Source organism: Rhabdothermincola sediminis, from assembly GCF_014805525.1.
In the GTDB taxonomy this organism is placed as follows: Bacteria; Actinomycetota; Acidimicrobiia; order Acidimicrobiales; family Acidimicrobilacustridaceae; genus Rhabdothermincola; species Rhabdothermincola sediminis.
The window spans coordinates 110,494-133,088 of sequence record NZ_JACFSZ010000007.1; the positions used below are offsets into that span (position 1 = coordinate 110,494).

At 70.8% G+C, this 22,595-nt stretch carries 16 protein-coding genes and 1 tRNA gene; 8 read left to right on the forward strand and 9 right to left on the reverse strand.

Features of this window, described 5'->3' with window-relative positions:
* Positions 1–24 precede the first annotated feature (24 nt).
* Both HZF19_RS07565 and HZF19_RS07570 read right to left on the reverse strand, forming a co-directional pair.
* Positions 25–3,078 carry an MFS transporter gene (locus tag HZF19_RS07565; RefSeq protein WP_208028158.1) on the reverse strand — a complete coding sequence of 1,018 codons (3,054 nt, stop codon included), beginning with the start codon at positions 3,076–3,078 and terminating at the stop codon, positions 25–27.
* Positions 3,075–5,327: an ABC transporter permease subunit gene (locus tag HZF19_RS07570; RefSeq protein WP_208028159.1), complete on the reverse strand. Its 2,253-nt coding sequence runs from the start codon at positions 5,325–5,327 to the stop codon at positions 3,075–3,077. Before HZF19_RS07570 ends, HZF19_RS07565 begins: the two co-directional genes overlap by 4 nt.
* An 84-nt stretch (positions 5,328–5,411) precedes the next feature.
* Between HZF19_RS07570 and HZF19_RS07575 the strand changes: the two genes are divergently transcribed.
* The gene (locus tag HZF19_RS07575; protein ID WP_208028160.1) at positions 5,412–6,428 is read left to right on the forward strand and encodes an LLM class F420-dependent oxidoreductase; all 1,017 of its coding nucleotides are present in this window, start codon (positions 5,412–5,414) and stop codon (positions 6,426–6,428) included.
* Here the strand turns inward: HZF19_RS07575 and HZF19_RS07580 are convergent.
* The 3 genes from HZF19_RS07580 to leuS are packed head-to-tail and all read right to left on the reverse strand — an operon-like array spanning position 6,415 to position 11,305.
* On the reverse strand, positions 6,415–7,071 hold the full coding sequence (locus HZF19_RS07580; RefSeq protein WP_208028161.1) for an HAD-IA family hydrolase: 657 nt from the start codon (positions 7,069–7,071) through the stop codon (positions 6,415–6,417). The two genes, HZF19_RS07575 and HZF19_RS07580, sit on opposite strands and share 14 nt — an antisense overlap.
* 46 nt (positions 7,072–7,117) lie before the next feature.
* Positions 7,118–8,770, reverse strand: coding sequence for an AMP-binding protein (locus HZF19_RS07585; protein WP_208028162.1), 1,653 nt, complete (start codon positions 8,768–8,770; stop codon positions 7,118–7,120).
* A 39-nt stretch (positions 8,771–8,809) separates the two neighbouring features.
* Positions 8,810–11,305 (reverse strand): leucine--tRNA ligase, encoded by a 2,496-nt coding sequence (leuS, locus tag HZF19_RS07590; protein ID WP_208028163.1) that lies wholly within the window; start codon positions 11,303–11,305, stop codon positions 8,810–8,812.
* Between the two features lie 148 nt (positions 11,306–11,453).
* Between leuS and HZF19_RS07595 the strand changes: the two genes are divergently transcribed.
* Positions 11,454–11,526 (forward strand) — tRNA-Ala (locus HZF19_RS07595).
* Positions 11,527–11,671: 145 nt separating this feature from the next.
* Here the strand turns inward: HZF19_RS07595 and rsfS are convergent.
* From rsfS to nadD, 3 genes are read right to left on the reverse strand one after another with little or no spacing between them, the layout of a single operon-like run.
* Positions 11,672–12,091 (reverse strand): ribosome silencing factor, encoded by a 420-nt coding sequence (rsfS, locus tag HZF19_RS07600; protein ID WP_208028164.1) that lies wholly within the window; start codon positions 12,089–12,091, stop codon positions 11,672–11,674.
* Positions 12,084–13,421, reverse strand: coding sequence for a LytR C-terminal domain-containing protein (locus tag HZF19_RS17100; RefSeq protein ID WP_208028165.1), 1,338 nt, complete (start codon positions 13,419–13,421; stop codon positions 12,084–12,086). The genes rsfS and HZF19_RS17100 overlap by 8 nt, the downstream gene beginning before the upstream one ends.
* A gap of 42 nt (positions 13,422–13,463) precedes the next feature.
* On the reverse strand, positions 13,464–14,063 hold the full coding sequence (gene nadD, locus HZF19_RS07610; RefSeq protein ID WP_208028166.1) for a nicotinate-nucleotide adenylyltransferase: 600 nt from the start codon (positions 14,061–14,063) through the stop codon (positions 13,464–13,466).
* 332 nt (positions 14,064–14,395) lie between these two features.
* On the opposite strand from nadD, the gene HZF19_RS07615 reads away from it, so the two are divergent.
* The 6 genes from HZF19_RS07615 to HZF19_RS07640 all read left to right on the forward strand — a co-directional run bounded on the left by HZF19_RS07615 (position 14,396) and on the right by HZF19_RS07640 (position 21,017).
* Positions 14,396–15,229: a sigma-70 family RNA polymerase sigma factor gene (locus HZF19_RS07615; RefSeq protein ID WP_208028167.1), complete on the forward strand. Its 834-nt coding sequence runs from the start codon at positions 14,396–14,398 to the stop codon at positions 15,227–15,229.
* A gap of 75 nt (positions 15,230–15,304) precedes the next feature.
* Positions 15,305–16,654, forward strand: a complete 1,350-nt coding sequence (locus HZF19_RS07620) for a class II 3-deoxy-7-phosphoheptulonate synthase (protein ID WP_208028168.1) — start codon at positions 15,305–15,307, stop codon at positions 16,652–16,654.
* Positions 16,655–16,928: 274 nt separating this feature from the next.
* Positions 16,929–18,698, forward strand: a complete 1,770-nt coding sequence (locus HZF19_RS07625) for a nitrite/sulfite reductase (protein ID WP_208028169.1) — start codon at positions 16,929–16,931, stop codon at positions 18,696–18,698.
* A gap of 59 nt (positions 18,699–18,757) precedes the next feature.
* Positions 18,758–19,435, forward strand: a complete 678-nt coding sequence (locus HZF19_RS07630; protein WP_208028170.1) for a phosphoadenylyl-sulfate reductase — start codon at positions 18,758–18,760, stop codon at positions 19,433–19,435.
* A gap of 62 nt (positions 19,436–19,497) precedes the next feature.
* Positions 19,498–20,445: a PaaX family transcriptional regulator C-terminal domain-containing protein gene (locus HZF19_RS07635; protein ID WP_208028171.1), complete on the forward strand. Its 948-nt coding sequence runs from the start codon at positions 19,498–19,500 to the stop codon at positions 20,443–20,445.
* Complete coding sequence (locus HZF19_RS07640) at positions 20,442–21,017, forward strand: GerMN domain-containing protein (protein WP_208028172.1); 576 nt, start codon at positions 20,442–20,444, stop codon at positions 21,015–21,017. The genes HZF19_RS07635 and HZF19_RS07640 overlap by 4 nt, the downstream gene beginning before the upstream one ends.
* Before the next feature lie 27 nt (positions 21,018–21,044).
* Here the strand turns inward: HZF19_RS07640 and HZF19_RS07645 are convergent, their stop codons facing one another.
* Positions 21,045–22,589: a Rieske 2Fe-2S domain-containing protein gene (locus HZF19_RS07645; RefSeq protein WP_208028173.1), complete on the reverse strand. Its 1,545-nt coding sequence runs from the start codon at positions 22,587–22,589 to the stop codon at positions 21,045–21,047.
* Between the last annotated feature and the right edge of the window lie 6 nt (positions 22,590–22,595).

Genomic DNA, 22,595 nt, shown 5'->3' on the forward strand with positions numbered 1-22,595 from the left:
CCCCTTCTCGCCGGCTCCGGCGGTTCAGCGACTCCTCGCCCCTGAGCGGGCGATCACGTCGTTCGAGTCCCCCAGGTACGACGCCACGACGTCCGGGTGGGCCAGCACCTCCGGCGATAGCCCCTCCGCGATGACCCGACCCTGGTCGAGTGCGATCAGCCGGTCGGCGACCGTCGTCACCAGCGGCATGTCGTGCTCGATGACCATCAGGCTGGCCCCCAGCGTGTCACGGATCCGCACCAGGAGGGGCGCAAGTGCTTCCGCCTCCTTCTGGGCGATGCCGCTGGAGGGCTCGTCGAGCAGGATCACCGACGGCCCGTGGGCCACCAGGCAGGCGAGGTCGACCACCCGCCGGGAACCGGTCGACAGCTCCCGCACGAACTTCGATCGGAACGCTCCCAGGCCGAGCAGCTCGACGAGCTCGTCGACCCGGAGCCCCACGGCATGCTCGCTGTCCTGGAACGCCGGCATCCGCAGGGCGGCGTTGAGCGGGTCGCGCACGTCGACCCACCGATCGAGAGCGACCGCGATCGTCTCCTCCACCGTCATCGAGGGGAACAGCCGCGCGTCCTGGAAGGACCGGCCGATCCCCCTGCGGGCCCGGGCGTCGGGCCCCATCCGGGTGACGTCCCGTCCGGCCAGCAGCACCAGGCCGCTCGAAGGGCGCAGGTAGCCCGACACCAGGTCGAACAGCGTGGTCTTGCCGGCCCCGTTGGGCCCGATGATCCCGAGGATCTCGCCCGGTCGCACCTCCACGGACACCTCGTCGACGGCACGGATGCCCCCGAAGTGCACGCACAGCCCCCGTGTCTCGAGCGCCGGGAGCGAGACCGCCTGCTGGTCGCCGTCCCCGCTGATCGCGGCGAGCGTGGTGGCGGCGTCGCCGGGGATGGTCGGCACGGTGGGGATGGCCGGGCCGGCAGGAGCAGTCGCGGCAGGTGGTGCGGCCGACACCGCGGCCATCCCCGCCGCCGCACCCTCGAGGAACACCGAGCGCAGGACGTCCGGCCGGTCGAGCAGCTCGGCCGTCTCGCCGGAGAACCGGATCTCGCCCTTCTCCATGAAGTAGGCCCGCTCGGCCACGGCGAGGGCCACGTTCACCGACTGCTCGACCAGGATGATCGTGGTGCCCTGCGCCTGGATGGCTCGCACCACCTCGAGCAGCTGCTCCACGACCGCCGGCGCCAGGCCCAGGGACAGCTCGTCGATCATGAGCAGTCTGGGTCGCGACAGGAACGCCATGGCCAGGGCGAGCTGCTGCTGCTGCCCGCCGGAGAGGTTCGCGGCGGGCTCCCCCAGTCGCTCGCGCAGGACGGGGAACCGACCGAGCACCTCCGCGGTGCGCTCGGCGACGGCCGCCGGGTGGTGGCGGTCGATCCACGACGCGACCCGCAGGTTCTCCGCCACGGTCAACGACGGGAACACCCCCTGACCCCCCGGCACCATCGTGACCCCGAGCGCCGCGATCTCATCGGGGGGGACGTGGGTGATGTCGCGGCCGTCGAAGATCACCGCGCCCTTGTCGGCCTCGGTCACCCCGCAGATGGCCTTGAGCAGGGTGGACTTGCCCGCCCCGTTGGTGCCCAGTAGGGCCACCACCTCGCCCTCGTCGATCTCGAAGTCGACGTCGAAGAGCACCTGCACGTCGCCGTAGGCGACCTGGAGCTGACGCACGAGCAGCAGCTTGACCCTGCCTTGGCGGCGCTCGTAGAGGACCTCGGAGCGGGCCGCGGCCGTGGTCCACACCTGCTTGATGTCACGGTCGATGACCCGCCCCGCGGTGGAGAGGATGAGCCCGCCGGCCAGGAACACGGGGGCCATCACCATCATGCCCACCTCGATGCTGAAGGTGTCGGTGAACCACCCGATGATCGGAAGCACGACGAGGCCGGGGATCACGAACAGGGCGCCCATCGAGTACCCGAGCGAGCGGGCCCGGGGCGGGATGGCCAGCGAGAGGGCGGCGAACACCCCCGGCCCGATGATGGCCAGCGCAGCCGACAAGCCCATGTTCACCACCACCGCGACGGAGAGATACGGCGCGAGCGCGAACAACGCAGCGAGTCCCGCGGTGAAGAACGCCACGTAAGCGACGAAGCGGATCACCAGGCCGGGGTCGCGCTGGATGAGCCTGGTGCCGACCCGGGCACCCACCACCAGCCCGACGAGCTGCACGGGCTCCGCGGCGGCCGCGATCCAAGATCGCTGCACCTCGTCCAGCCCGAAGCGGGTCTCGTAGAGGATGGCAGCCAACGACGCGTAGCCGATCAGCGAGGCGGCCAGGAACGGCAGGGCCCAGAAGATCCGCCGCAGGCTCTCGATCTTCCACACCGTGCGCCAGCCCTCGGCGAAGGAGGGTGGCACCTCCTCGGTGACGACCGCTTCGGCCGACGCGCCCATGGCGGCGCGCTCCTGCTGACCACGGATCGGCTCCCGCAGGCGCAGCCCGGCCAGGACCAGGATCACCGTGGGCACCGCGAAGACCAGGAACGGCACCCGCCACCCGCCCCAGGCGGCGAGCACCCCCGCGAGCAGCGGCCCGATGAACGCCCCGATCGCGTTCGCCGCCCGGTGGAAGGAGAACACCCGGGGCCGGGCGGCGATGGGGAACCAGTCGGCGAGCAGCGAGTTGTGGGTAGGCCACACGGTGGCCAGCCCGACGCCCGAGCCGGCCCGCATCAGCACCAGCATCCACACCGCGACCGACAGGCCGGTGCCCACGGTGAACAGGGCGAACACCGAGGCCCCCACCAGCATGAGCCGCACCCGGCTCTGGCGGTCGGCGAGCCAGGCGATGGGCACCTGGAGCGCCAGCCCGAGCAGCGACGCCGCCGCCACCAGCGAGAGGATGCCGGTGTTGGTGAGCTCGAAGTGGTCACGGATGTTTGGCAGCAGCAGCCCGAAGCCGGTGCGGTCGAACTCGTCCACCATGTTGAATCCGAACAGCACCAGCAACGCGTAGACGGGCCCGTTGCCGGTGAGGTCGGTGAGCCAGTGCACCGGGTGGCGCAGCGCAGCGGCGAACCGCTGAGGCCACGGTCCGGGACCGTGGGTGGCCAGTGGCGGGACAGGGATCACGAGCCGCTCCCGGCGGGCTCACCGGTGGACACGACACCGGCCGGGTCGCGGACCAGGACCGGTCCCGCCGCGGCGCCGGGTGCGTCGGCCCGCTCCGCCGTCTGCTCCACGGCCCGCTCGGCGTGCTCGACCGGTACCCGATCCTGCCGCACGTCGGCCAACAGGCTGGGCACGACGATCCCCCGGCGCCGGGCCACCGCCCGCAACCACAGGTCGCGGAGCCGGTACACCAGCCCAGCCAAGCCGCCCGGGAAGACCATGAGCACGAACAGCACGCCGATGGCGGAGGGCAGCAGCTGCCACTGCACCGGCAGGAACCACGTGCCGCCCTGCAGGAAGAGCGCACCGAGGAAGGCCCCGGCGAGCGAGCCGAGACCACCCACCACCGCGGAGGTGAACACGGCGAAGTTGGTGCCCGGCTCGTAGAGCGCGGGGCTGTACTGCTGTTGCAGCACGGTGAGCAGGCAGCCGGCGACCGCGGCGATGCCGCCGGAGAGCGCGAACGCGGTGAGCTTGGTGCGGGTCAGGTTGACCCCGTAGGCCTGCACCGCCCGCTCGTTCTCCCGCTGGGCGAGCAGCACCCGACCGGTGCGGCTCCGGCGGATGCCCCGAGCGGCGAGCAATGCCAGCCCGAAGGTGGCGAGCGCGACGAGATACAGCGTGCGGTCGGCGGAGGTGTCGATGAAGCCGAACAGTGCCGGGCGCTCGAAGCGCCGGTCGGGTATCCAGCGGACGTGCTTGGGACTGAGCAACCAGAACGAGCTCGCGAGTGCGAAGGCGAAGGTGACCACCGCCAGGAACAGCCCGCGCAGGCGCAGCGCCGGGAGCCCGACGAGCACCGCGATGCCACCACCGGCGAGCGCGCTCGCCAGCATCGCGATCCCCAGGTCGACCCCCCAGGAGGACACCGCGAGGGCGCCCACCGCACCCCCGTAGCCCGCGATGGCCATCTGACCGAGCGAGACTTGGCCGGCCCACCCGGTGAGCACGATCACCGACAGGGCCACCAGCCCGAAGATGGCGACCGCCGCGGCCTTCCGGAGGTCCGCGCTGCCCCGATCGCCGGGCAGCCACTCGAGCCACACCGGGACGGTGACCAGCACGAGGCTCAGCACTGCCAACCCTCCCCAGCTCACGGCCCGCACCTGCGGCAGGAGTCGTAGCTCGTGGGGGATCGGTCGGATCTCGTCCGCGGCCTGCCAGCTCGACGAGCCGTCCTGCTCGGCCCGGGTGCTGCCCGTGCGCCGGGCGGCGAGCGCCACCATGACGATGGCGGCGACGATCGGGTACACGTACTCGGGGTTGCGGGGGTGGTTCCACACCACACCCTGCTCGAGGATCCCGAGGGCCACGGCCGACAGCGCGACGGCCGGCAGGTGGTCGAGCCGGCCGAGCATCAGCGCGGCCAGGGCGAAGAGCAGCGCCCCGAAGCTCGCCACCCCGAGCGCGGGGAGGCCGACCACGCCGGCCCGCAGGAACAACCCGGTGAACGAGAGCAGGGCGGAGATCGCCCACACGAGCGTCTGGAGCCGCCGGACGGGAACCCCGAGGAGGCTGGCCCGATCGGCACGCTCGGCGCTGGCCCGGATCGCCATGCCCACCGCGGTGTACCGCAGGAACAGCGCCACGACGACCAGCACCACGGGGGCGACCACCAGGGCGACGAGGTGATCGGCGGAGAACAGCAGCGGACTCACCTCGAAGCTCCAGGTGAGCGGGATCTCGATCTTGAGCGTGTTGGGCCGCTGGTCCCACAGCCGCGGCAGCAGCATGGCGATGACCCACAGCATCTGGGAGAGACCGATGGTGGCCACCGTGAGGATCAGCCGCGAGGCGCGGAAGAACCGGCGGATGATCGCCAGCTCCACCACCGCGCCCAGCACGACCGCGGCGGCCAGGCCGATGGCGGCGCCGAGGAGGTAGTTCAGCCCCGAATAGAGGATGAGGTTCGCGGCCAGCACAGCCGGTGCGAACCCGAGGTCCGACTGGGCGAAGTTCAAGATGCGGTTCGCCCGGTACACGAGCGCCATCCCCACCGCGACCAGCGCGCCGAGCAGGCCGAGCACGGCACCCACGAGGAACACCCCCGCCGGCGCGGGGAACAGGGCGAGCTGCACCGCGATGATCGCCGCGGCGGGACCGGCGGCGACCGCAGCCCGCCGCAGCATCGGCGCGTCGATCAGCTCAGCCGCAGCCATGCCCCCTTCGGCCCCCCCGACCTTGCACAGCACGTGCAACGTGCTCGCCACGCTACCCGGACTGTCCCGGGCGTGCCGGGAACGCCGGGTGCACGGCGGTCGAGCCGCTGCCGGCGCCGCAGTAGCGTGCGTTCCATGAAGGTCGACGGAGGACTCGGGCTCGCGCTCACACTCGACAACATCGTCCAGCAGGCACAGGATGGGGAAGCGGCCGGCTACGACGGCTTCTGGTCGGCGGAGACCAGCCACGACCCGTTCTTCCCGCTGCTGCTCGCCGCCGAGCACACCGAGCGCATCCAGCTCGGCACCGGCATCGCGGTGGCGTTCGCCCGCAACCCGATGATCACCGCCAACATCGGCTACGACCTGCAGGTCTACTCGAAGGGCCGGTTCCTGCTCGGCCTCGGCTCGCAGATCAAGCCCCACATCACCAAGCGCTTCTCCATGCCCTGGTCACACCCCGCCGCTCGTATGCGCGAGTTCGTCCAGGCCATGCGCGCCATCTGGGAGAGCTGGGACACCGGCGGCAAGCTCGACTTCCGAGGCGACTTCTACACCCATACGCTGATGACGCCGTTCTTCAACCCCGGTCCGAACCCCTACGGCCCACCCAAGGTGTTCCTCGCCGCCGTGGGCGAGAAGATGACCGAGGTGGTGGGCGAGGTGTGCGACGGGATGCTCTGTCACGGCTTCACCACCGAGCGCTACCTGAAGGAGGTCACGCTCCCCGCGCTCGATCGGGGCCTGGCCCGTAGTGGCCGCACCCGGGAGCAGCTCGAGCTGTCGCTGCCGGCGTTCGTGGTGACCGGCACCAACGAGGAGGAGATGGCCGCCTCTGCCAAGGGGGTCCGCCAGCAGATCGCCTTCTACGGCTCCACCCCCGCCTACCGGCCAGTGCTAGCCCTCCACGGCTGGGGTGATCTGCAGGACGAGCTGAACGCGCTGTCCAAGCAGGGAGAGTGGGTCGAGATGGGCGAGCTCATCGATGACGAGATCCTGCAGGCGTTCGCGGTGGTGGCCGAACCGGACCAGCTCGCCGCGGGCTTGCTCGCCCGCTACGGCGGATTGGTCGACCGCATCAGTTTCTACGCCCCTTACAAGGCCGCGCCGGAGACCTGGCTGCCGGTGATCGCGGCGCTCAAGGCCGGCTGAGCAGCAGCTCTCGCAGTTCGGCCACGGTCTCGACCACGTGGTCGGCGCCGGCGTCCTCGAGCTCGCTGCGGGGGCCGTAACCCCACAGAACGCCGATCGAGGCGACGCCGAGGTGCCGGGCCGCGATGACGTCGTGCTCGCGGTCACCGACCATCACCACCCCCTCCGGGGAGCGGACCCGAAGCTCCCTCAGCGCGTGCTCGATCACGTCCCGCTTGGTCTGGCGGTCGCCGGTGTAGTCGGCGCCGGCCACGAACGCGAACCACGAGGTGAGACCGAAGTGGTCGAGCACCGTCATCGCCGTGGGGGTGGGCTTGGAGGTCGCCACCGCCAGGGACGCACCGGCCCCCGTGAGCTCGGCGAGCAGCTCGGGCACCCCGTCGATGACCCGGTTCTCGAAGGCCCCCCGCTCCGCGACGTACTCCCGGTAGGCGGCGACCGCCACCGACAGGGACGGTTCCGTGAGACCGAGGTAGCGGGCGAAGCCGTCGTGTGCCGGTGGCCCGATGAGGATGTCGAGCGAGTCCCGGTCCTCGACGGTCATGCCGATCGTCGCCAGGGCCCGCTCGAGCCCGTTGAGCAGCCCCTCGCGAGGGTCGGTGAGGGTGCCGTCGAGGTCGAACAGCACCGTGTGGTAGCGCATGACCTCGCCGAGCGTACTGCCGGCGACCGCACCGGCCGCCGGCAGCTCAGTGAACCGGTTGCAGCTCCCGGCTCAGGTACTTCGCTCGACAGAGGCTGCGCTGCAACTTGCCCGAGGAGGTCTTGGGCAAGGTCCCTGGGGTGACCAGCACGATGTCGTGGGGCGGGGCGCCCACCACCTCCATCGCCCGGTGGTGGACCAGCCGGCGCAGGCCATCGGGATCGTCGGCGCGACTCTCGGCCACGACCACCATCTGCTCCTTGCCCTTGGCCCCTTCCACGCCGAAGGCGATCACGTTGCCGGCCCGGACCCCGTCGATCTCAGCCACGGCCCGCTCGACGTCCTCGGGGAAGATGTTGCGGCCCCCGATGATGATCACGTCCTTGATGCGCCCGCACAGCACCAGCTCCCCGCCGACCAGGTAGCCGAGGTCGCCGGTGCGCAGCCAGCCGTCCCGGAACATCGCCGCGGTGGCCTCCGGGTTGCGGTAGTAGCCAGGGGTCACCGACGTGCCACGGATCTCGAGCTCGCCCACCTCCCGCTCCGCGAGCGGCCGGCCGCTGTCGGGGTCGGCGATGCGGATCTCCAGCCCGGGCAGGGGCCGGCCCAGCAAGGCGAACTCCCGGGTGCCCTCAGCGGCAGGCTCCGCGGGCGCGGCGTAGCGCTCCGACTCCAGCACCCGGCGGTCCACCGCGTCGGTGCGCAGGCCGCGCATCGGTTCGGGGAAGGTGCCGCCGATGGCCAGCTCGGCCATGCCGAAGGCCGGGAAGATGGCCCCGGGACGCAGGCCGAACGGCGCTCCCGCTTCGACGAAGGCCTCCACGGTGCGAGGGTCGACCGGCTCGGCGCCGTTCAGCGCGATCCGCAGCGAGGACAGGTCGAGATCGGTGGCTCGACGCAGCGCGCGGGTGGCCAGCACCCACGAGAAGTTCGGCCCCGCGGTGACGGTGCCCCGGTGGTCGGAGATCCATCGCATCCAGCGGGCCGGGGAGCCGAGGAAGTCCTGCGGCGCGCCGAGCACCAGGTCACGCCCGGTGGTCATCGGGATGCTCAGCATCCCCACCAGGCCCATGTCGTGGTAGAGGGGCAGCCAGGACACGAACACGTCGTCGTCCTGGAGCTGGCCGGCTTCGATGCAGGCGTCGAGGTTGGCGCCGAGCACCCGCTGGGGCAGCATCACCCCCTTCGGCTCGGAGGTGGAGCCGCTGGTGAACTGCAGGATCGCCAGAGCGTCGAGGTCGTCGGCCGGGCGCTGGTACGCGCCGGCCCCGAGCCGCGTGCCGACCTCGATGAGCTCGGTGAGCACCAGCGAGGGCGGATCGCCCGGCCGGGACTCCAGGTAGGGTGCGAGATCCGGGTCGATCAGCAGAAGGTCCGTGTCGGCCCGGCGCACCCGCTCGCGGGTCTGGGCGATGAACTCCTCGATGGAGGCCAACCGCATCGGCAGGGGCAGCACCACGATGGTGGCGCCCGCCAGCCAGGTGGCCTGGATGGCGGTGACCAGGGCCCGGGTGGTCGGAGCCAGGATGGCCACATGCCGCCCGGGGCCGATGCCACGGTGCTGCAGCGCCGCCGCGGAGGCCCGGGCCTCGTCGTGGAGTTGGGACCAGGGGACCGCGATCGAGGTGTCGCCGGAGACGAAGGTGACGGTCCCGCCCGAATCAGCGGCGCGCTCGAGGCGCGAGAGAAGACTCAGCATGTCGCTTCGACCAGGCCGCGCACGGGCGGGTTACGTGGTTCACACCACGAGGTTGATCAGCTTCGGTGGGCGGGCGATCACCTTCGCCGGGGAGCGTCCTGCCAGGTTGGACTGCACCTTGGGTGAGGCCAGGGCGAGCCGTTCGGCCTCCGTGGCGTCGATCCCCGCCGGCACCGCCAGGCGGTCGCGCACCTTGCCGTTGACCTGCACCACCAGCGTGACGGTGTCCACCGTGAGCTTCGACGGATCGGCCTGCGGCCATGGCTGCTCGTGGATGTGGCCGCCGCGCCGGCGCTCCCACAGCTCCGCGGTGATGTGGGGGGTCATGGGGGCCATGAGCAGCAGCAGGGTGTCGATGGCCGCATCGAGGGTCTCCCGGCGAGGCGCTCCTTCCGCCTGCACGTAGCGGTACAGCTGGTTGGTGAACTCCATGAACGCCGCCACCGCCGTGTTGTACGACCAGCGCTCGTACTCGCCGGTGACCCGGGCGATCAGGCGATGGGTCGCCTTGTCGATCTGCTCGTCGGCCTCGGTGGGCTCACGATCAGCGGGCTCGGTGGGCAACGCGGCGCCGGTGGCCAGGCGCCAGAGCCGCTGCAGGAACCGAGCGCAGCCTTCGATGCCCACCCCTTCCCAGTCGACGTCGTCCTGAGGTGGACCGACGAAGAGATGGGCGAGGCGGAGCGCGTCGGCTCCCTCGGCGTCGAGGATCTCCTCCGGCGCGACCAGGTTGCCCTTGGACTTGGACATCTTGTCGCCGCCCAGGCGGATCATCCCTTGGGTGAACAGGCGGGCGAACGGCTCGCGCAGGTCCTCGGGGGCCACACCCAGGTCGGCGAGGGCCTTGGTGAAGAACCGGGCGTACATCAGGTGCAAGATGGCGTGCTCCACCCCACCGATGTACTGGTCGACCGGCATCCACGACTCGGCCGCCTCCCGGGCGAAGGGCAGCTCGGAGTTCCAGGGGTCGGTGAAGCGCAGGAAGTACCACGACGAGTCCACGAAGGTGTCCATCGTGTCGGTCTCCCGCGTCGCCGGCCCGCCACAACGGGGGCAGGTGGTGTGGAGGAACCCCTCGTGCAGCCGCAGCGGCGACTCCCCCGTCGGCAGGAACTCGACGTCGTCGGGGGCGAGCACGGGTAGCTCGTCGTCAGGTACCGGCACGATGCCGTCCGCGTCGCAGTACACGACCGGGATGGGACACCCCCAGAAGCGCTGACGGCTCACGAGCCAGTCGCGCAACCGGTAGTTGACCTTGCGCTGGCCGATGCCCTCGCGCTCGAGCCACTCGATGCTTCGCTCGATCGCCTCCTGCTTGCCGAGACCGTCGAGCCAGTCGCTGTTGATGTGCGGACCTTCCCCCGAGTAGGCCTGCCCGTCCCAGTCATCGGGGGGTTGCACGGTGCGCACGATCGGCAGCCCGTGGACCTCGGCGAAATCCCAGTCGCGCTGGTCTTCGGCTGGGACGGCCATGATCGCCCCGGTGCCGTAGCCCATGAGCACGTAGTCCGCGAGGTACAGCGGCACCGGCCGGCCGGTGAACGGGTTGCGGACGTAGGCCCCGGTGAAGATGCCGCGCTTGGCCAGCGAGCCCTCCGACGACAGGCGATCGACCTCGCTGGTGTTGCGGGCCTCGGCCACGAACGCCTCGACCTCAGAACGCCGCTCGTCGGGCACGATCCGCTCGACGAGCGGGTGCTCGGGGGCGAGCACCGCGTAGGTCATGCCGAAACTGGTGTCGGGCCGGGTGGTGAAGACCCGCACGGTGGCGCCATCGGCGACCGGGTTGCCGTCGGCGTCGGTGACCGCCATGTCGAACTCGGCGCCCTCGGAGCGGCCGATCCAGTTGCGCTGCATCACCTTCACCCGCTCGGGCCAGTCGAGCCCGTCAAGGTCGTCGAGGAGCTGGTCGGCGTAGTCGGTGATCTTGAAGAACCACTGCTCCAGGTCACGCTTGACGACCGGGTCCCCCGAGCGCTCACAGGTGCCGTCGGCCAGCACCTGCTCGTTGGCGAGCACCGTCTGGCAGCCGGGGCACCAGTTGACCGGCGCGTTGCGGCGGTACGCCAGGCCCGCCTCGAGGAACCGCAGGAAGATCCACTGGGTGAAGCGGATGTAGGACGGGTCGTGGCTGCGCACCTCTCGGCGCCAGTCGTACACCGCACCGATCCGGTCGATCGACCGCCGCAGCTCCTCGATGCGCTCGTCGGTGAAGGGCCGAGGGTGCACGCCGGTACGGATGGCGGCGTTCTCGGCCGGCAGGCCGAAGCTGTCGAAGCCCATCGGCGAGAGCACCGCAAAGCCCTTCATCGTGCGGTACCTGACGATGAGGTCGCCGAAGGTGTAATTGCGCACGTGGCCCATGTGCGCGGCCCCACTGGGGTAGGGGTACATGCACAGCGTGTAGTAGTGCGGCCGGGGATCGTCGTTGTCGACCTCGTAGGTGCCCTGGTCACGCCAGTACGCCTGCCACTTCGCCTCGATGACCTGCGGCTCGTACGCCGCCTGGGTTGCCTCGTCCGGCCGCTCAGCCATGGGGCGATCGTACCGACGGCCCCGAGGGCACCCGAAACACGTGCGCCGCCGGTTGCTGGCGGTCCTCCTGCGTATGGGTCCGGGGGTGTGCAGAACCTGCAGCGATTTCGAACGCCGGAGGGCCACTGATAACGTGGACCTCTCACGCGGGGCTATAGCTCAGTTGGTAGAGCGCTTCCATGGCATGGAAGAGGTCAGCGGTTCGATTCCGCTTAGCTCCACTCAACAGAGCTACGGGTGCTGGGCGACGTGCTCTCGCAGGTCGGTTGCTCCCTGGGTGGCTTCGTCGCCGACGAGGGCTCCTTCGTCATCACCAGCCAGCTGCCAGCCTTCGCGAACGGCGATCCGAGATTGCGCATCGTGCGCTCAGGCCCGCGGGTGGGGTCGCGGCTCGGCGGCGGCGTCGGCCCAGTTGAGCCGAGGCACGTCGCCCCACAACCGCTCCAGCTCGTAGAACCGGCGAGCGGCGTCCACGAACACGTGCACCACGAAGTCCCCGTAGTCCATGAGCACCCACTCGAGCGCATCGAGTCCTTCGATGCGCAACGGCTTGGGCCCCCCGATCGCCGCCACCCGCTTCTCGATCTCCTCGACCAGCGCTTTCACCTGGCGGGGGTTCCGGCCACTGGTGATCACGAACCAGCTCGTGATCGAGGCGACCCGGCCGACCTCGAGGATCGCGATGTCCTCGCCCGACTTCGAGGACGCGGCGCGGGCGGCTTCCCGCACCCATCGCTCGAGCTCGTCCGGTGACACCCCCCGTGCCACCCCCGACGCCTCAGCCACCGCCACTGCCGGGAGGACGCATGGTCGTGCCACCAGGCGGATCGGCGCCCTGCCCGGCGGCGTAGTCCGCGCCGAGCACCACCGTGGCGTCGACGGCGACGTTCAAGGCGTCGCTCTTGACGACCTCCCCCACCCCGAGGGCGTCACGGAGCGCCTCGACGCCCCCGCGCAGCGCCTCGTCGTAGTAGGTGATCGTGGTGGTCTCGACATCGAAGGTGGAGGCGTTGCCAACCTTGTCGATCTGGCCGCCGCTGGCCGCGAGGAGCCTGGCAGCAGCCAAGCCATGACCCAGCCGCCCGGTGCCGTCGAGCACCCGGAGGCGCACCCGTCGACCTTCGGGCCCGGCGGGGAAGGGCACGTACTGCGAGACGAAGGACGGGACCTCCTCACGGATCGGGTCGAACACCTCGCCGCTGCCATCGGGCATCAAGAAGCGCACCACCGGCAGCGTGGCCACGACCACCTGCTTCTCCGCCAGGCCGCGCAAGAAGCGTCCGAGACCCGAGTCGACCTCGCCGGGGACGACCCCCTCGAGGTCGCGCTTGGCCGCGATGGCCTGGATCCACGCTCGCCAGAAGGCCCCGGTCCGCACCATCCGCGACAGCTCGTTCTCGCCCGGGCTCTTGGTGCCGATGTAGGTCCAGACCTGTGAGGCGGGCACGTCGATGGCCCCGCGGGGGAAGATGACCTGCCCGACGGAGCTGCCGCTCGGCGCGGTGACCGGGTCGGTGTTGGTCACGGTAAGGGGCGAGACCGGACTGGTCAGGTCGATCCACTCGCCGGGTCGGATCACCCGGATCTCCGGAACGCCCACCGCGAGGATCGCTGCCAAACCGTCCCGAACCTCATTGGCGCCCCGCAACTGGTAGACGGCGTCGAACGGCATGGTGCCCGCTCCCGGCACCGGCATGAGGGTGGTCGGCGGGAGCACGATGACCGCACCGTTCCCGTCGCTGGTGAGCGTCAGCACCGCCAGGTGATCCAGGGCGCCCCCGTCGCCCTCCACCGCGACCGCCATGACCGGGGTGGGGTCCACCGTCGCCTCCCACCCGGGCGCGGCGGGATCGGTGACCGTGACGATCTCCCGGCCCTCTCGGCTGTCGAGCACCACCCGGGCTCCGGAGACGACCAGGATCGGGATGGCGAGGATGCACGCCGCCAGCGCGGCCGGAAAGCCGTACCGCCACCAGGCGCTCGCCGCGCCTGGGCGGCCCGGCGGAGCCGGATCGGCTGGCGCGCCATGCCGACCCTCGGGCGGTTCTACTGCCGGCATCGCCGCGCTGGTGTTCTCGGCGAGCGTGTCCGCCACCTCGTCAGTGGGTGCCGTCACAGACCACTCCCCGGTGCGAACCGGCGATGGAGGACGGCGGTGTCATGGCTGTTCACGATAGATGCGACGCTCCCGGATGCAGGAAACGACCCCCGGCGGGACAAGGCCGTCGAGCGGCCGGCCGTGGGCAGCGCGCCGGCGTAGGTCGGTGCTCGAGATGTCGAGCCGGGGGATCTCGACCCGCTCGAACTCCCAGCCCGCGGGCGGAGAGGCGCTCGCCACGCCGGGCCGGTCGACGAGCACGAGGGTGGCCAGCACGGGCAGCTCATGGCAGCGATCCCACGTGAGCAGGCCAGCCGCCGCGTCGGAGCCCACGATGAGGAACCGCCGCCCCCCGGGATCCGCTGCGGCGAGCTGGGCGAGGGTGTCCACCGCGTAGGAGGGGCCGCCCCGCTCGATCTCGAGCGCGGATGCTTCGAGGCCCTCGACGTCCCGGACGAGCGCTTCCACCATGGCCAGCCGGTCGGCAGCCGGGGTCACCGGGTGGTCGGCCGATTTCTGCCACGGATCGTTGGCCACCACCAGCAGGACCCGGTCGAGGCCGAGCTCGTAGCGGACATTGACCGCGGCCACCAAGTGCCCGGTATGGGGCGGATCGAAGGTCCCGCCGAACACCCCCAGTCGCTCACCCCCGCTCGACACCGTGGCGCAGTGTACGGCCAGGGGCGATCCCGGCCGGGTCGCAGGCAGGCGCCCAATCAGGCCAGCGACACCCGGCGACGACCGCGAATCTCGATCGACCTTTTCGGTCTCCGACGCGACACTTGCCGGTGCGGGCGCCCTAGCCTGGGTGAACGCCCCAGAGCGACGGTGGCCGGTCACGCCTCCTTGCGGTGACCGAAGTCACGATCGCGGGGTGGAACATTTCGGGTAGAGGCGACGCTTACACGTGTGTCATTCCCCCGCGCCCGCCGCGGTGCTGCCGAGGCGGGTACAGCAGACACCGGGAGCTCCGCTCCCGACGGAGATCATCCATGAGTGATTCGGTAGGCCAATACCTCAACGAGATCGGCCTCGTCCCCCTCCTCACCGCGGACGAGGAGCGTGAGCTGTCCCAGATCATCGAGAAGGGGCGCGAAGCCCAGGCGCGCCTCGACGCCGGCGAGCGTGGACCTGAGTTGCAGCGTGCCGTCCGGGAGGCCGCCGCGGCGAAGGACCGCTTCATCCGGGCGAACCTGCGCCTGGTGGTGAGCGTCGCCCGCCGCTACCCGCTGCCCCCGGGCATGGAGCTGCTCGACCTCATCCAGGAGGGCAACCTCGGACTGGAGCACGCGGTCGACAAGTTCGACTGGCGGAAGGGCTTCAAGTTCTCGACCTACGCCACCTTCTGGATCCGGCAGGCCATCGGCCGGGCGCTGGACCAGAAGGCGAGCCTGGTGCGCCTCCCGGGGGACCGCTCGGCCAGCCTGCGGGCCGCCCTCCGGCAGGTGTCGGGCGATGGCGACGAGCTCGACGACGAGCACGCCCGGCTGCACCGGCTGACCACGCCCACGTCGCTCGACCGCACCATCGGCGACGACGACAGCAACGAGCTCATCGACCTGCTGCCGGACTCCAACCCCGGCCCCGAGGCCCAGGTCATCGCTCGCGCCGACGAGCAGATGGTCACCGATCTGCTCTCCGTGCTCGACGCCCGGGCCCGCTACGCGGTCGAGCAGCGCTTCGGCCTCACCGACGGCCGCAAGCGCAGCTACCGCGAGGTCGGCGAGGAGCTCGGGGTCACGGCCGAGGCTGCCCGCCGCCTCGTCAAGCGGGCGGTCAACACGGTTCGTGACCAGGCACCCGAGAACGCGTTCTTCGCTGCCTGACGACTCGCCGACCGAGCCGGCCGGGGCAGATATGACGTTGCGGCCCGGCCGGCTCGTCCGGCAACGTGGAGACCGGTGACGACCCCTGCGACCTGGACCCCGAGCAGCTGGCGGGACCTGCCTGCCATGCAGCAGCCCGACTGGCCGGACCCCGGCGCGCTCGACCACGCGGTCAAGACCATCGCGGCACTCCCACCACTGGTCTTCGCCGGTGAGGCCCGAAGCCTCACCGCTTCGCTCGCCGAGGTCGCCGGCGGCCGGGCGTTCCTGCTGCAGGCGGGCGACTGCGCCGAATCCTTTGACGCCTTCTCGGCCGACTCGATCCGCGACAAGCTGAAGGTCATCCTGCAGATGGCGGTGGTGCTGCAGTACTCGGCGGGGGTGCCGGTCGTGAAGGTGGGTCGCATCGCCGGCCAGTTCGCCAAGCCCAGGTCCGCGCCGACCGAGCGAGTCGACGGAGTCGAGCTTCCCTCGTTCCGCGGGCACATGGTGAACGACATCGCCTTCACCTCAGCCGCCCGCCAGGCCGATCCCGACCGCCTGATCACCGCGTACCACCAGTCCGCAGCCACCCTGAACCTGCTCCGGGCCTTCACCAAGGGGGGATTCGCGGACCTGTCACGGGTACACGCCTGGAACCAGGAGTTCGTGGCCTCCAGCGCGGAGGGCCGCTCCTACGAGTTCGTCGCCGACGAGATCGACCGGGCGCTGCGGTTCATGGCCGCCTGCGGCATCGACACCCAGGCGGTTCCCCAGTTGCACACCGTGGACTTCTACACCAGCCACGAGGCGCTGATCCTCGGCTACGAGGAAGCGCTCACCCGGCAGGACTCGCTCACCGGTGACTGGTACGCGTGCTCGGCGCACATGCTCTGGATCGGTGAGCGCACCCGGCAGCTCGACGGCGCGCACGTGCACTTCCTCTCCGGGGTCAGCAACCCGGTCGGCTGCAAGATCGGGCCCACCGCCACCGCCGACGAGGTGCTGGCACTGTGCGAGGCACTCAACCCGCAGCGGGTGCCGGGCCGGTTGACGCTCATCACCCGCATGGGAGCGGACAAGATCGAGTCGCAGCTCCCACCGCTGCTGCGAGCGGTGAAGGAGGCGGGCCACCCCGTGGTGTGGGCGTGCGACCCGATGCACGGCAACACCTTCACCTCACCGAGCGGACGCAAGACCCGTCACTTCGATGCGGTGCTGGCGGAGATCGCGGGCTTCTTCCGAGCGCACGAGGTCGCGCAGACCTGGCCCGGCGGGGTCCACATCGAGCTGACCGGCGAGGACGTCACCGAGTGCCTCGGGGGCGCCGACGAGATCCTCGACACCGACCTCGACACCCGCTACGAGACCATGTGCGACCCCCGGCTGAACGCCCGGCAATCGCTCGACCTGGCCTTCCAGGTGGCGGCGCTGCTCCGGCGCTGAGGGCGACCGCCGGGCGCGCCCGGCGGTCCCAGCTCCCGTGAGGCTCACGGTGTGTGCGCTGCCCAGGTACCGCGACCTGCCTGATCGAACAGTCGGCTCGGCACTCGTGCGCCCGACGGCTGGCGGCCGATTGAATGTTGACCGAACAAGTCGGGATTGATACGGTCAAATCCCGATCGGATTAGTCGGGTTTTTGCCCACCTGGGTCCTCTGCACATCACCCGCACCGGTCCAAGTTGCGCCGGCGCACCGGCGTCCGAGCTGAGGGAGCGAGATGCTGCAACGAGAGATCGACCCCGCGATGGCGGCCGATATCGCCAAGTTCGAGGAGCAGCTCGACCGCTACCTGCGTGGCGAGCTGCCCGAGGACGTGTTCCGGGTGTTCCGCCTGAACAACGGCATCTACGGCCAGCGCCAAGGCGGCCACCACCAGATGGTGCGGGTCAAGGCCCCCTACGGCGCGATCACCGCCGAGCAGCTCGACCTGTGCGCCCACATCGCCGAGGAGTACTCCCGCGGGTGGGGCCACCTCACCACCCGGCAGAACATCCAGTTCCACTTCGTGCCCCTCGAGCGGGTTCCGGCGTTGATGCGCGACCTCGCCACCGTCGGGCTCACCAGCCGGGAGGCCTGCGGCGACACGGTGCGCAACGTCCAGGGCTGCCACCTCGCTGGCGCCTGCCCCTTCGAGGTGCTCGACATCAGCCCCTGGGCCGAGGCGACGTTCCGCCACTTCCTGCGCAACCCCCTCAGCCAGCGGCTGCCCCGCAAGTTCAAGATCAACTTCTCGGGCTGCAGCACCGACTGCGGACAGGCCATGTTCAACGACGTGGGCGTCGTGGCGGTGACCCGCCGACTCGACGACGGCCGGCTCGAAGCGGGCTTCCGGGTGTACATCGCAGGTGGCCTGGGAGCGAACCCTCATCCGGCGCTGGCGCTCGAGGAGTTCACCGCCCGGGAGGACCTGCTGCCCACGATCGAGGCCTGCCTACGGGTGTTCGACCAGGCCGGCAACCGCGACAACAAGCTCCGAGCCCGCATGAAGTGGCTGATCGACACCCTCGGCTTCGAGGAGGTGCAACGGCGCATCCTCACCACCCGCAAGTTCCTGCTCGCCTCCTCGAGCTGGCCCGGCGGCATCCCCGAGGAGGTCGAGAAGCTCGGTGACGCACCCGCCGGGGCGGCGGTCGGGGTGACCCCCACGACCATCGGCCAGGGCACGCCGGTGGCCCTCCGGGGCACCCGTCCCTACGAACGGTGGGTGGACGCGAACGTGGTGCGCGGCGTGGCCAAGGGCACGGTGTCCGCCTACGCGTACGCCCGGCTGGGGGACGTGACCGCTGAGCAGTTCCGGGCGCTGGCGGCGATCGTGCGCGAGCTCGGGCTCGAGGTACGGATCACCAACCGGCAGAACTTCGTGTTCCGAGGCCTCACCGACCAGCAGCTCCCCACCCTGTTCGCCCGCCTGGAGGCGATCGGCATGGCCGAGCCGGGCGCCGAGCTGGCCCGGGACGTCGTGGCCTGCCCGGGTGCGGACACCTGCAACCTGGCGGTCACCCAGTCGAGGGGGCTGGCCGACGCTATCGGCACCGCGCTCGAGGCCGCCGGGCTGGCGGAGGTGGGCGGAATACGGATCAACATCTCCGGCTGCACCAACTCCTGTGGCCAGCACCACGCCGCCGACATCGGCTTCTCGGGCGCAGAGCGCCGGGCCCACGGCCAGGCCGCGCCCGGCTACCAGATGCTCCTCGGCGGCTACGTCGGCCAGGAGCGCATTCACTTCGGTGACCGGGCACTGCGGCTGCCGGCGAAGAACGCCCCGGAGGCCGCCGTGCGGGTGGTGAGGCGCTTCGCCGCCGAGCGTGAGGCAGGCGAGACCTTCCGGCAGTGGCTGGATCGTTCCGGGGGCGCCAAGGCCGTGGCGACCGAGCTCCAGGAGCTGGACCGCTTCCCCACCCCCGAGGAGAACCCCGATTTCTACGTCGACTACGGCGAGACCGGCCCGTACGTGGCCGAGGTCGGCGAGTCGGAATGCGCGACCTGAGGGCCCGAGAACCCGGAAGCACCAGCGCAACGAGCGGACGACCCACCCGAGAGGCCACGATGCCAGCACCCTCCGACATCCCCACCTTCACCGACGCGGAGCTCGCGGAGCTGAGCGCCGAGTTCGAACGGCTTCCCGCGTCGAAGATCATCCAGTGGGCGGTCGACCACTTCTCCCCTCACCTGGCCCTGACCGCCTCGATGACCGACGCGGTGCTCATCGACCTGGCGGTCAAGGTCGACCCGGCGATCGAGGTGGTGTTCATCGACACCGGCTACCACTTCCCCGAGACCCTGGAGACGGTCGAGCGGGTGCGGCGCCACTACGGGCTGAACCTGCGCATCATGACCGTGCCGCCGCACGACGAGGCGCTCTGGCAGGCGGACCCGGAGAACTGCTGCTCGGCGGTGAAGGTCGGCCAACTCGACCGGGCCCTGGCCGGCAAGACGGCGTGGATGTCCGGCTTGCGCCGGGCGGAGGCCGACTCCCGGGTCAACGCACCCATCGTCGCTCGGGATCTAAGGGGCTTGGTGAAGGTCAACCCGATCGCCACCTGGACCGACCACGACGTGGCCGGCTACATCGCCGATCACGGGATCATCGTGAACCCGCTGCTCGAGCGGGGCTACACCTCGATCGGCTGCATGCCGTGCACGCAGCTCCCGACCGACCCAGACGATCCTCGCTCGGGTCGCTGGGCGGGGCGGGACAAGACGGAGTGTGGCCTGCATCTCTGACAGGAGAGGCGGGCGACGAGCGCGACTTGCGGGCCCGGTCGTAGTCGTTGCAGCATACGATCGTGGCGGAAACGACCGGTGTTGGATCGACCGGTGTTGGATCGACCGGTGTTGGATCGACCGCCGAGCGGGCGGGAACCCCGGACGAGCTGGAGATTCCCACCCGGGTGCTCGTGCTGGGCATGGCCCATCACGACGGGACCATCCTCGCCTCCGAGCTCTACCCCGTGGCCGAGGCCTGCGGGCAGACCGCGGACCAGGTGCGCTCCTGCCTGCGCCGCCTGGTGGCCGAAGGCCTCTTCGTCCGCAGCGGCGAGGGCCGCGACGCAGTCTTTGCCGCCACCGACGCGGGACTGCGAGCGCTCGGGGCCTCGCTGGAGAAGGCTCGCCTGGCCTACGCCCAGGACGCGGCGGGCAAGGGCTGGGACCGCACCTGGCGCCTGATCGCCTTCGCCATCCCGGAGACCAAGCGGGCGGCGCGCGACGCTTTCCGTGACCACCTGCTCGAGTTGGGCGGCGCGGCCATCCAGAACGGCCTGTACGTCTCGCCACACCGCTGGCACGACGATGCGCTCCGCGAAGCCCGCCGGCTCGGGGTGGCCGAGCACGTGACCGCCGCGTCCACCGACGATCTGGAGATCGGCGGGGAGCGCGACCCGCGGGCCCTGGCGGCGAAGCTGTGGCCGATCGAGGAGGTGGCCGCCCGCTACGAACGCTTCATCGACATCTACGAGGGAATCCCGGAGGACCTCGAGCAGATGCGCCGCCAGCGCCGCCGGCTCACCGAAGCGGAGTTCCTCCCGGGCGCCTTGATCATCGGCATCAAATTCCAGGAGTGCTTCAACCTCGACCCGCTCTTGCCGCCTGAGCTGCTCCCCCGGCCATGGCCAGGGCGGCGCGCCCGGGAGCTGCTGGCTCGCAGCCGCCGGCTGGGCATCCTGCTGCGGGAGGAGCACAACAAGCCCCAGCTCTTCGCCCCCTGGGACGACGTCCTCGACACCATCCCGTGAACCGCCGTCGCATCGCACCCCCGGTTGCCGTGCTGGCATTGCTGGCTGTGCTCGCCGGCGGGTGCGCGGGCGGGGAACGGGCCGGCGACCAGCCCGAGGTATCCACCACCACCACCACCACCACCGACATCGCCACGCCCTCGACGGCCCCGCCGCCACCGGTGGCGGCCCCCGAGGGCGCGACGTTCACGATCCGGCCGTGGTTCGTGACCGGCGCCGGCCTGGTCCAAGGCGAAGAGCGCCTGGTGCAGGGCCCCGACGTGCTGGCCTCGACGCTCGAGCAGCTCCTCGCCGGGCCGACCGACACCGACCGCTTCTTCGGGCTGGGCAGCGGGATCTCGTCCCGGGTGCGACTCCGATCAGCGACGGTCGACGGTGACACGGTGGTGGTGGACTTCGACCGGGCCTTCGAGACCGCCGACACCCAGCCCCAGGTGGCCCAGGTGGTGTGGACCCTCACCGAGCTGCGAGGCGTGGCCAGGGTGAAGTTCCTCATCGACGGTGAGGACAACGGCGCCACCGGCGTGCGGCCCATGGGCCGCAGCGACACCCGGGTGCAGCCGGCGAGCTGAGCGAGCGCCCGGTCGGCCCGCTGGCGGTCAGTCCACCCGCCGAGCCGCGATTCGGCGGTTGGCGGCGTTGGCGCACGCGCCAGTCTGCAGATCGAAGGTCCAGCCGTGCAGGTGGCAGGTGAGCGTGCAGCCGTCCTCTCCGATCTCCCCGAACTGAGACAGATCCGCCTGGCGGTGGGGGCACCAGCGCTGCACCAGCCAGTCCCCAAGGCGGATCATCTCGTCGATCTCACCGTGGGAAGCCGCCACGGAACGCTCCAGCACGTCGACCCGCTCCGGTGAGAGGGCCTTGAGGAACGAGAACAGCTCCTCGCAGTACTCCCCCGGCCGCCAGGCCCGGAAGCGCAGCGAGAGGAACAGGTTGTTCGACAGGTCGACCACCCGGTTCTGGATGCACCACTCCAGCAGCGGGGCCGGCAGATCGAGGCGGTACTGGTACTCGGTGGTGCCGTCCCAGGGCACGATCCGCTGGTTGACGAAGTCGACCAGCACCTCCTGGTCGCCGGCGCGGATCAGCACCGCCCGGCCGATGGTGGCGCAGGTCTTCGGCGCGCGGGCCATGAGCGGCTCCCACCAGGCGGCGAGCCGGTCGGCCAGATCGGGCTGCGGTGCAGGCCAGCCCTGCTTCATCACCTCCAACCACGGCAGCCAATCGGCCTGGTAGCGCTCCAGGTAGCGCCGCTTGTCGGTGAAGATCGCCCGCACCTCGCCGTCGGGCATCGGGTGGGTCAAGGTGAGCGAGGGGGGCTCGTGGTGCACGTCGAGGGTGGTGCCGGGGATGGCCAACACTCCTCCTTCGATGCCCTCGGCGTCGAGCCGCTCGAGGAAGACCGTGGCGTCGGGGAAGATGCTGTCGGGGGCCCGGTCGAAGTCGTTGAACTCCCACAGCTCCGGGTCGAGGAAGCACGGCGGACCGGCGGAGGGCACGACGTGGCGGGCACCCGCCGCCCGGGCGTAGCCGACCGCCCGGGCGAGCTGCGCCTCACGCTTGGCCCGAGCCGCCGCCGAGCGCTCCTCCGGGGGCATCTCGTAGACCACGGGCCACCACATCGCGCCCGAGAACTGCAGGAAAACCAGGTCGATCGGCCCGAGCGAGCGGATCACCGCCACGTCGCTGGGGCGGCAGTCGTTCATGTTGAGGATGCGGGCAGTCTCGTCGGCGATCACGATGGCCGAGTCCCCGATTGGCCCGTCGGAGGGGGCGGTCTCGGCGAAGATCGCCACCTGCAAGCCGTCGAGGTCGAGCTGCTCGCCGTTCGGGCAGTGCACGACGTTGCCGAAGCCCAACTCCCGCAGGGCCTTCTCCAGATCGGGGGTGGGGAACTCCGGCAGCAGCACCGGGGTGTCCTTGTCGACCCACTCGCTGAGGAACGGGGCGTCGAAGTGGTCGTAGTGCAGGTGCGACACGTACAGGTAGTCCGGGCGGCGGAACCCTTCCTTGTCGAGGCCGTCGTTGCGGGGGAACACGAACCACGAGCCGTGGAACGCGGGCACGAACCACGGGTCGCACAGCACCGACCCGTGCTCGGTCTCCACGAACAGGCCGGCATGGCCGGTGACGGTGACACGCATCGGGGC

Bases quoted from the DNA above. Each gene is read 5' to 3' on its own strand.
- HZF19_RS07575 (WP_208028160.1), top strand. From the start codon at position 5,412: ATGAAGGTCGACGGAGGACTCGGGCTCGCGCTCACACTCGACAACATC.
- HZF19_RS07580 (WP_208028161.1), bottom strand. From the start codon at position 7,071: ATGCGCTACCACACGGTGCTGTTCGACCTCGACGGCACCCTCACCGAC.
- HZF19_RS07585 (WP_208028162.1), bottom strand. From the start codon at position 8,770: ATGCTGAGTCTTCTCTCGCGCCTCGAGCGCGCCGCTGATTCGGGCGGG.
- leuS (WP_208028163.1), bottom strand. From the start codon at position 11,305: ATGGCTGAGCGGCCGGACGAGGCAACCCAGGCGGCGTACGAGCCGCAG.
- HZF19_RS07615 (WP_208028167.1), top strand. From the start codon at position 14,396: ATGAGTGATTCGGTAGGCCAATACCTCAACGAGATCGGCCTCGTCCCC.
- HZF19_RS07625 (WP_208028169.1), top strand. From the start codon at position 16,929: ATGCTGCAACGAGAGATCGACCCCGCGATGGCGGCCGATATCGCCAAG.
- HZF19_RS07630 (WP_208028170.1), top strand. From the start codon at position 18,758: ATGCCAGCACCCTCCGACATCCCCACCTTCACCGACGCGGAGCTCGCG.
- HZF19_RS07645 (WP_208028173.1), bottom strand. From the start codon at position 22,589: ATGCGTGTCACCGTCACCGGCCATGCCGGCCTGTTCGTGGAGACCGAG.